Below are 452 nucleotides of genomic sequence, written 5' to 3'. Positions count from 1 at the left end.
GATCACCAAACGCTCGTCGAACTCGGACAGCGCCTTCTTGCGCGCAGCTTTTCCGAGGCGCTTGGCAAGCGTCGGATTGTCATGAAGTTTCGCTATGGCGCAGGCAAGCGCTTTCGCGTCACGTGCGGGGACCAGGAGACCGTCAACGCCATCCATCACCACTTCCCGACAACCGGGCACATCGGTGGTGATCAAGGGCCGCGCGCAAGCTGCCGCCTCGATGAGCGTTTTTGGCAGTCCCTCTCGGTAGCTCGGAAGCACGACGATGTCGGCCTCAGCCAGCAGCGTTGGCATGTCAGTTATATGACCCAGCCATTCAACGATCCCTTCCGCCTGCCAGGCAAGCAGTGTTTCTTCCGCAATCGCGGCTGGATTGCCTGCATCAGGGACGCCGGCTAGAAGAAACCGAAGTTGGCGGTTTTCGGATTTGAGGCAGCGTGCGGCCTCGACGA

General features: G+C 60.4%; 1 protein-coding gene. It reads right to left on the bottom strand.

Features of this window, described 5'->3' with window-relative positions; translation table 11 throughout:
* Positions 1–452, bottom strand: a 452-nt coding sequence (locus tag NEI07_RS16830; RefSeq protein ID WP_256036155.1) for a glycosyltransferase, incomplete at both ends; no start/stop codon positions are given.

Origin of the sequence: Methylocystis suflitae (assembly GCF_024448135.1) — a bacterium.
GTDB lineage: Bacteria > Pseudomonadota > Alphaproteobacteria > Rhizobiales > Beijerinckiaceae > Methylocystis > Methylocystis suflitae.
The sequence above is the reverse complement of the archived record's forward strand: the minus strand, read 5'-3'. Positions and strand labels throughout refer to the sequence as shown.